This window comes from Coleofasciculus sp. E2-BRE-01 (assembly GCF_040221695.1).
In the GTDB taxonomy this organism is placed as follows: domain Bacteria; phylum Cyanobacteriota; class Cyanobacteriia; order Cyanobacteriales; family Coleofasciculaceae; genus Coleofasciculus.
Genome location: NZ_JAVKEA010000033.1, coordinates 79985 through 88441 on the forward strand (window position 1 = coordinate 79985; position 8457 = coordinate 88441).

6 protein-coding genes are annotated in these 8457 nt (G+C 47.5%); 1 reads left to right on the forward strand and 5 read right to left on the reverse strand.

Annotated features, from left to right (window positions below):
• Positions 1-3: 3 nt before the first annotated feature.
• The 5 genes from RIG66_RS03990 to pdxA all read right to left on the reverse strand — a co-directional run bounded on the left by RIG66_RS03990 (position 4) and on the right by pdxA (position 7826).
• Positions 4-1308 carry a DUF4231 domain-containing protein gene (locus RIG66_RS03990; protein ID WP_446375426.1) on the reverse strand — a complete coding sequence of 435 codons (1305 nt, stop codon included), beginning with the start codon at positions 1306-1308 and terminating at the stop codon, positions 4-6.
• Between the two features lie 379 nt (positions 1309-1687).
• On the reverse strand, positions 1688-2422 hold the full coding sequence (locus tag RIG66_RS03995) for a hypothetical protein (RefSeq protein WP_446375428.1): 735 nt from the start codon (positions 2420-2422) through the stop codon (positions 1688-1690).
• Between the two features lie 307 nt (positions 2423-2729).
• Positions 2730-5912: a TRAFs-binding domain-containing protein gene (locus RIG66_RS04000; RefSeq protein ID WP_446375430.1), complete on the reverse strand. Its 3183-nt coding sequence runs from the start codon at positions 5910-5912 to the stop codon at positions 2730-2732.
• Positions 5913-6497: 585 nt separating this feature from the next.
• The gene (locus tag RIG66_RS04005; protein WP_446375432.1) at positions 6498-6701 is read right to left on the reverse strand and encodes a hypothetical protein; all 204 of its coding nucleotides are present in this window, start codon (positions 6699-6701) and stop codon (positions 6498-6500) included.
• Between the two features lie 36 nt (positions 6702-6737).
• The gene (gene pdxA / locus RIG66_RS04010; protein ID WP_446375438.1) at positions 6738-7826 is read right to left on the reverse strand and encodes a 4-hydroxythreonine-4-phosphate dehydrogenase PdxA; all 1089 of its coding nucleotides are present in this window, start codon (positions 7824-7826) and stop codon (positions 6738-6740) included.
• Positions 7827-7898: 72 nt separating this feature from the next.
• Here pdxA and petM point away from each other — a divergent pair, with 72 nt between their 5' ends.
• Positions 7899-8003: a cytochrome b6-f complex subunit PetM gene (petM, locus tag RIG66_RS04015; RefSeq protein WP_044210140.1), complete on the forward strand. Its 105-nt coding sequence runs from the start codon at positions 7899-7901 to the stop codon at positions 8001-8003.
• Positions 8004-8457 lie beyond the last annotated feature (454 nt).

Sequence of the window (8457 nt, forward strand, 5' to 3'; positions counted from 1 at the left end):
ACCTTAACCAATTACCGCCTTACCTTTCTCAACATACTTAGAAAAAACATCCCAACCGTTATAGCCGCCATTCACCAATTTTCTGACTTTACGCCAATCTCCCACTTTTGCGGCAGTGGCGACCCCTCTATCTTTGAAGTAACAAGCTAGTATCTTAGCAGAAATTTCCGGGTCTAGAGCTAATTCAGGATTATTCTCCAAATCAACCCCCAATTTTTGCCCATACGTGCGATAATTGGCTCTCCCTGTAATCTGAATGTAGCCTCTACCGTGATACTTCGCCCCATCCCCTGGCTTCACATTCCCTAAATCACGGCGTCCTTCATAATGTTTGGTGAAATATTTTGGTCCACCAAACTCATTAATGGGCTTAAACCCGTTGGTTTCCACTCGCACCGTTGCCAGTAAACCAATTAGCACCTGCTTATCCAAAATGTCATAGTCTTGCAGTGCCTCCAATACTCCAGGTAAATATTTCTGGCTATCGGCTAGGGGACAATCCATTATTTTGGACGCTTGTTCGGGTGTAATCAGTTGCGGTACAGCGGGTTTAGCCGACTCACTATTTCCTTGACCATTCATTGATGCTTGTTTTTTGGGTTCTTCGGGTTCTTCTTCTTCAAACCAAGCCATTGCGGCGGCACCTAGGGTGGGCAAGTCTTCGAGAGTAACCGGGGTAGTCTGCACATCTTCCCCATTGTTTTCCGCAGGTTCCAGCGGCGCTGAACGCTCATTTTCAAAACGCTCTTTCTCTTCTCGCAAGCGGCGTTTCTCCGCTTCAAGTCGCCGCAATTGCTCCTGATACTCCATTTGCTGGTTGAGATTTTCTAGGGCTAGAGCAGAATTTTGAGCCACTGTTTCTTCTGTCTTTTCCTTGCTCTTCTTTTCTTTTTCTTCAAACTGAGCGACAAAACCCTGCACGTCTTTCTGAATTAGCTGCTCAACGTGATAGGCAAAGGTGGCATAAGCATCGTCGTGGGATTCAAACTGACTGTAGGGTCCAGCCATTTGCAAGAATTGCCAGCCCTCAATTTTCATACTTTCGGCTGTATTGCGGAATTGCTTATATTTTTCCCCGTGAGCGAAAAATTCTTCCACGGCGGCGGAAACGGCTACCGCTTGACTCAACCCAAACGCACTCCAGCCGACAATTTCCTGGATTTTAGGATTCGGGCTTTTGAATCCCACCATGGCGGGAACAATAACACCACCAATAATCGTTAGTAACCTCAAAGAGTGATGGCGATCGCGTTCCTTGGTTGCCCGTCCTTCCAGCCACAGCACTTGATCCAACCAGCGGGCTTTCATAAAGTCCTTTTTCAAGGGGGGCAAGTCCGTCTGCTCGATTAAGTTACTCAGGTGTTGCCTAAGATATTGACTGTAAGAGTTCTTTTTTGCCACGTTCTATGCCTTGATCTGCAAGAGTCTATATAACAAAGGTGGGCTTAAGACATTATAAAATGACCCAATGAATAATTTAGTTTGAGCAACAAACGCTTCATGCAACGCTCAAACCGGATCAGCGGTATACGTCTCAATCAACTTAATTTTTATTATGTCATAAAAAAAAAATTAGCATCAATCTCCGAATTACACTTATTTTAAAACCTCCGATTTCACCGAATCAATGTCAACGCTTATTCCCCCCTTATTTGGAGACAATTTATTCGGGCAACACATCCGCAGGTCACGAAAGCATCTGTGCAATCAGATGAGCCAGTGCTGCTGCATCTTTACTCACATCAATAGCGTGCAAAAGTCCCGATGCCACTAAATCTGTGGCTCGCTCATCGGTTACCTCTCCCTGCAAGGCAGCTGCCAATTTATCAGCCGTTCGTCCACTCCCGGCTAAGACAATCGCAGGTCGCTTAGCTTTCACACTTTGCGCCACATCCTGCCAGGTAATCTCACCACCATTCACCACAATCGTAACCGAAGGTAACCCCTTAGCTAAATGACTACCAATCTCAGATAACCAGGGGGATTCATCTCCCCAATTGCAGCCTGGAACTAAGACAAAGTGGGTGTGATTTGGCTCTAGCATCGCCGCATCAGCATTCATGCTTTTAACACCAGGAAGTATAACCGTGCCAATCGCGGCGACACCAAGTAATGGGAATGTCCCACGAATCCTTGTCCGCGCTTGACCAATAAATTGCATAATCCCCGCATCCGTCCCCCCATCGACAACCACCACTCCCAGTTGTTCAGCCAGAGGCGCAATCACTTCGAGAAAAATGCGTCGCAAATCATTTTTGTCAGACTCACTAATCTTACTCGCTCCACCCACTAACGCCAGGGTAGGACGGGGTTGGTCAAGACCAAGCTGGTGCAAAGCCGCCGCCAACGCGGTGGGACTGTGGACTTGAACAACATGGGCGGAGAGGTTATTGTTAAAGGTTAAAGTACAGGAGTTTTTCATTGAATTGACTCTAGAGAGAGAATATTTTAACCATCAGTTTAACCATGTCATCGAGGACAATAATCTTAAGATTAAGCCACCTCAATCCTTAAGAGCAACAAGGATAGGTTACTCCAGTGAACGGGTTAACCTGAGCTTCACGGCTTTTTCCTCTATTTAGTATTCCCAGTTGTTTGGTTATTTCACGAACAAGTCGCACTAATTTTTTCAATTTTCTGCAAAACTAGCGGCGGTGAACCTGATTCTTGCTCAAGATGGTCGGAAAATCAACCGGTAGAGACGTTGCATGCAACGTCTCTACATTTATTTAACTGGCTAAAACCTCCGTCCTCGTTTTCCAGTACTCAAACTTGGTGGTATCAATATGCTCAACCACACCTCCTAAGTGGCGTACCTGGTGAACCATGTCACCTGTACCGCCGGGCGCGTCACCGCCTTTACCGTTCCACAGAACAATCAGTCGCACGCGATCAATGCCATACATGAGGGTGGAATACAACGCCCAGCGATTATTGCGCTCGAAGGCATTATCCCCTATCGGCACGTCTCCCAATCGTTCTGGTTGCAGATTAAACGACACATTGGGGTGATTCTGAATTGTATAGAAACGGGATACCCAGTTATCCCCAGCAAAACTAACGGATTCGAGAATAAACTGAGCTGGGGCAAAGGGCAGAAATACCTCCACCTTCATATTCCGCTTTAAGCAGGCTTCGATAAACAAAATATCACCGCCACAAGCGGCACCGGGAGCAATTGCCAAGCAATTGGTACTGGGATTTAACTTATCCAGAGTCTCCTCAATTTTTTGCCGCGCCTCATTTTCCATGGCAGCGGGAAAACGCGGTTGCTCCCGTGTCGGACTATCAATCATGTGACCGGAAAAGAGGATCACTTGTGTGGGTTCTGGTTCGCTCTCATCCGCTGTTATTGCCGTTTGATTGTTCAGTCGGTCGAGTTCTCCTTGGATTACCACTTGTCCTGCTTGTACATACTCCGGGCGGAAAGAAAGTGCCGCCAAAAGTTCCAGTTGATCCAGGGTGGCTTCTAGGGCAAATTTATTGTTCCAGAGTAGCGTTAGCGCCTTTTTATAGGCTCGCATTACCTGTTTCGGATCGTCGGCTGCCAATACCGCTAAATCTCCTAGGGAAACATACGCCCAGGCATCATTTTCATTGGTCTTAACGGCACTTTCCAGGCAGAATTGAACCGCCCCTTTGAGATTGGGTAACTGTTGCCGCAGGGCTTCTCCTTCGGCATCACTATCGATGTCACAATGCTGGACTAAATGATCGAGAAGGACTAATAAGGTTAGGGCATTAATCCCAGCATAATAGTGATTGTGATCCAGGCGATAGGCTTTGAGATAGGTATCAACGGCTTTTTTGAGTAAGTGAGCGGCATCATAGGCAGTACTCAACCGCTCCGGCTCATTGGGGATTTCTTTCCATTCATTGCGCCACATTTCTTTGTAAATGCGAGCTAAGTAACAGAGCGCATCAATGTTAGTCGGTTCATCTTGGAGCAATGACTCTAATTTGACAATCCCTTCATCAAATTGCTTTAAGCGGCTGAGGTGAAATGCTTCTTCTTTGCGAAACTCAGAATTTTTGGAATTGATTTTCAAGCCTTGGCGATATTCTTTGAGCGCTAGGGCATGATTTCCCAGATTTTTTAGGGCTTTCCCCGCTTCAGCCAGGGCTTCTTCTTTAATTAGGGGATTACTCACCTCTTCGGTTAATAACAAGACATCCCCAATCCGCTTTTGTCGCTGGGCAAGCACCACCCGCTCTTGCCATTCTCTGTATTCCTGCCAGTATCCGGTTGCCAGGGGTGTTTGCAAGGACTTGCGATCGGGTTCATCCAGTCCGGTTAAAATACTGAAAATTGGGCTATGAATGCGGTTTTTGTCCGACTCCCAGGTGGCACGCGCCATTTTCACGATCGCCTGCTTGTCTTTGTGTAAATACTCGGGGTCAGGACAACCGCTATCATCACAGTGATAAGGCAGAGTCCGGACATTGAAAATGTCGTAAGGCATGTAAGATCGACCACATTGGATGTGAATCAAGCCGCGCTTCCGCAGGGCGTGGCGAATGCCTAACTCGTAAAACACGTTGGCATTATCAATGCTTAAATCTGCCAAAACTAGGTCAGCGAGCAATAGCTCCTGAAACATATCCGTCAAAATATCGCCGCTAACCATTTCTTCATCGGCACGAAATGACTCAAATCCTGCCTCTTCTAAGGCTGGCTTAATTAAGTTTCGATAAATGCTGTTAAAGTCAATCCAAAGCCCATCGGGTCCTTTTTTTCGTCCAAATGGCATGACCACAAAGGCATGAGGTAATCCTTTTTTCGGCGGTTTCTGAGGAGGTTCTTCAACTTTTTTTACTACCTCCAACGTTACCGTTTCTTTGGGGGTTTGGGCGGCAACGGCTAGGGTTTCAACTTTGTTTGATGTTTCTTGGTGTTCGACAACGGGTTCAATGAGTTTTGGCGCGGGATGTTTGAGCGCTTCTGTGAGTAAATCATCACTCGGCTCCAGCCAGGGGGTGGCAATTTGCCGCCGTTCGGAAATTGGTTGACTATAGTAATTCCAGAGTGTATTTTCTGTCGCCAGCACGAGCTGAAAAAATTCCTCACCCGTCCGTTCTTTGGCGGTTAAACTTTGCCAGCGATCGCGAATCATGTTGAGAGCTAAAATGAGTTGGTTATTCGCATTCACGCGATCGTCGATTCGTCCTAGTTCTAGCCACAGGCTGAATGCTGTTGCCAAGAAGAGGGTAAACGCCACCCAGACACCGACATTGACGCCCAACACGGGTAACAATGCACTCAATCCAGCTAAACTGAACATGGCAATTTGTAAGCGGTTGCGAGTGGTGTTGAGTTGGGCGAGTTCTTGGGTATACCGTTGCAGTTGCGCTTCTAAGCGATAATGCAAGTAATCTGGGGGCAGTAAATCACTAAAACCCGGATCACGACTTGGGTATTTGCCCATCGCATCCGGGGGAAGATTCCCTGTATAAGGTTGCAGCACTAAATCACTGCCAATACTATCAAATACTTGGCGTTGAATCGATGTAACTCTTTCATTCAACCATTGATGACGATTTTCTTGTCCGGGTAGCAATGTCCGATACAGATAGATCGTTTTGCGAATTTCCTCAGCACCAGCATTAAGAATGTGCCAATACTGTCCTTGTTGCAGGTTGCGACTAATCGCCAAAACGATCACATTGATAATCGGAACTAAAACTAAACCAATGATTAAGATTCGTCCCGGTGGGGCGGCGAGGAGTTGCCTATCTGTACTGGCGATAACCACCGCTAGGAATGTGGCGATCGCACTGAGCAAAATTGATCCACCCCGAAGACTCAAATATTGTCTATAAGTGATTGCAGCTTGGGTTTTAAGCTGGGCATATCGCTGCCATGCTGTTTCTAAAACTAAGGAGCGATCGCTATTCAGGTCGTGTTCTATCATTACTTACTCGGCTTGATCCTACTGCTATCCTGTGACTGTTCGGAAAAAGAGAGACTAGCTCCACTACGCTAACATCTAGTTTCTAGGAATTACATCTTGACAGAATAAATAGAATATGGTGAGTTTTGATGGTTGGGCAGGGCGGTTTAGCCCCTTTATTCCTTGGCTGCTATTCCCGACACCCAACACCCGACACCCGACAATTTCTTCTTGTCACAGATAGGGTCAAAGATAGCAGTTTTATCTGGGGGACCAGCCCCCCAGACCTCACAAGGGTAGGTTTTTTAAGATTGAGGTTTAGGTAAGACAAGGTAGACAGGTAGACCAGTAGACAAGGAAGAGTGAGAACGAAAAATCGGGCGTTTCGGCTTTTAGAAGTTAGCTTGACCGAACAAGATTCTGTACGGTTTTCCTCCCTTGTCCTTTTGTCCCCCTTGCCCTCCTTGTCTTGCCCCAACCGCACAGTAAAAAACCTACACCTGTCAGCTCCCCCATACCCCCCGCGCAACGCTTCGCTTGAATGTATCTCATGGCTGTGGTCTTCATCTGTCAATAAGGCTTCATCTTTGGAGATACTAATGTCGCTCAAAGCCCGATTTGAAAAGCTTTTAGACCGCTTGTCACGCCTTCAGCCCGAAACCCAACACCCGACACCCCACACCCGACACCCGACACCCCACACCCGACACCCGACACCCCTTCAGCCCGACACCCCACACCCGACACCCGACACCCCACACCCGACACCCCACACCCGACACCCCACACCCGACACCCGACACCCGACACCCAGTAAAGGGGGTAGTTCCGATTTAAAACCCGCCCCTACAACAATTGCTTGTGTCGCACTAATTGTGCCGCTAATTGAATCGCGGCTTTCATACTGGTAGCATTAGCAATCCCCTGACCTGCAATATCATAAGCCGTACCGTGATCCGGAGAGGTTCGCACAAACGGTAGACCAATTGTGGTGTTAATCGCTCGGTCAAATGCCATCAATTTAACTGGAATTAAACCTTGGTCATGGTAAAGCGCCAAATACGCATCGGGGAGATTGGGGATAGCGGGATTACTGTACCAAGCTTGACCCGCTTTTACCCAAAGGGTATCCGGTGGTACAGGTCCATCCAATTTTAGCTGAGGACGTTGCTGTCGTTCCTGTTCGAGCCAGGGAATCAACCAGTCTTTTTCCTCACTCCCTAATTGTCCCTGTTCGCCACTGTGGGGATTTAAGCCAGAAATGGCAATGCGAGGGGTTTCTATCCCAAACTCCAGCCGTAAGCATTCCACCAGTAAATCCAGTTTTTTTCTCATCAAGTCTGGGGTTAAGGTATGGGGGACTTGATGCAAGGGAATATGGGTTGTGGCTAACAGGGTTCGCAATAGCCACCCGGTATGAGGCGATCGCGCGACGAATAGCATCCCGAATCGCTCTACACCAGCCGCCTGTGCTAACACTTCAGTTTGACCGGGATAGTCATGTCCGGCGGCTTTCCAGAATGACTTGGCAATCGGCGCGGTAACAATTCCCTCAAACTCACCCGCCAACGTTTGCGCGATCGCACGTTTCAAGTAAGCAAAACTGGCGTCCCCACTGGCTGCATTTCCCTGTCCCAGCGTAATCTGACGTTCGGTTGAGGCGTCTAAGGGAAGATCTAAAATGGATAGATTATCCGGTTCAGCTAGAGGTGTGGTACTGTCTACGGTGTGCCGCAGTTGATCATACGCTGTCTGTAATAACGAGCGACTACCAATAACCGTTATTTGAGCATCTTGAGTTATCTGCTCATCTGCCAACGCCTTCAGCACCACCTCCGCACCAATTCCAGCCGGATCACCCAAGGTGACAGCTAAACGAGGACGCCCTTGGGGTGGATGGTGCGGTTGTGTAAACAAATATTTCTCAGTTTTCATTTTGGATTTCAACCCAATCGCGATAATCTTATAACTTAAAGCCTGTTTAGCGATCGCCAGAGGAGATAACACATGAACGCTGAAATTTTCAATGCTGCTGTACTATCCTTTACCCTAATTCTCGTGGGTATGGGTTTGGGATTTTTGTTACTCAAAATCCAAGGCGGCGAAGGGTAGATTTGTGTGATGGGGTGATGGGGGAGCCATGTAGAGCATGGGTGTCAACTTAAGCCACATTACCCACGATAGGATACTGGGTGTGGGGTATGGGGTGTGGGGTGTGGGGGAAAGCGAGCAATTTTGGCTCACTATGTATTAAACGGAGCCTGTTTGAAAAAAACATTGTGGATGAATAGGTGAGGTGAATGGTGGTAGGTGTGAGGTTTTTAAGCCGACAACAGACAATTCCATCCTGACACCCGACACCCGACACCCGACACCCGACACCCGACACCCTTGCTCAACCGAGCTTTCACCTTAAGTTGACACCAATGACAGACGTGCGCCCCTACGGTTTCCGGGTGTGAAGCTCATCAATAAAATATTCCTCAAATCCTTACATAAAGGTAACTTGCTTCTTTTCGGAAGCGAGTATGACAAATGACAAATGACGAATGACAAATGACTTACT

Excerpts from the sequence above, each read along its gene's own strand:
- RIG66_RS03990 (WP_446375426.1), bottom strand. The coding sequence starts at position 1,308 with ATGAAAGCCCGCTGGTTGGATCAAGTGCTGTGGCTGGAAGGACGGGCA.
- petM (WP_044210140.1), top strand. The coding sequence starts at position 7,899 with ATGAACGCTGAAATTTTCAATGCTGCTGTACTATCCTTTACCCTAATT.
- pdxA (WP_446375438.1), bottom strand. The coding sequence starts at position 7,826 with ATGAAAACTGAGAAATATTTGTTTACACAACCGCACCATCCACCCCAA.
- RIG66_RS04000 (WP_446375430.1), bottom strand. The coding sequence starts at position 5,912 with ATGATAGAACACGACCTGAATAGCGATCGCTCCTTAGTTTTAGAAACA.
- RIG66_RS03995 (WP_446375428.1), bottom strand. The coding sequence starts at position 2,422 with ATGAAAAACTCCTGTACTTTAACCTTTAACAATAACCTCTCCGCCCAT.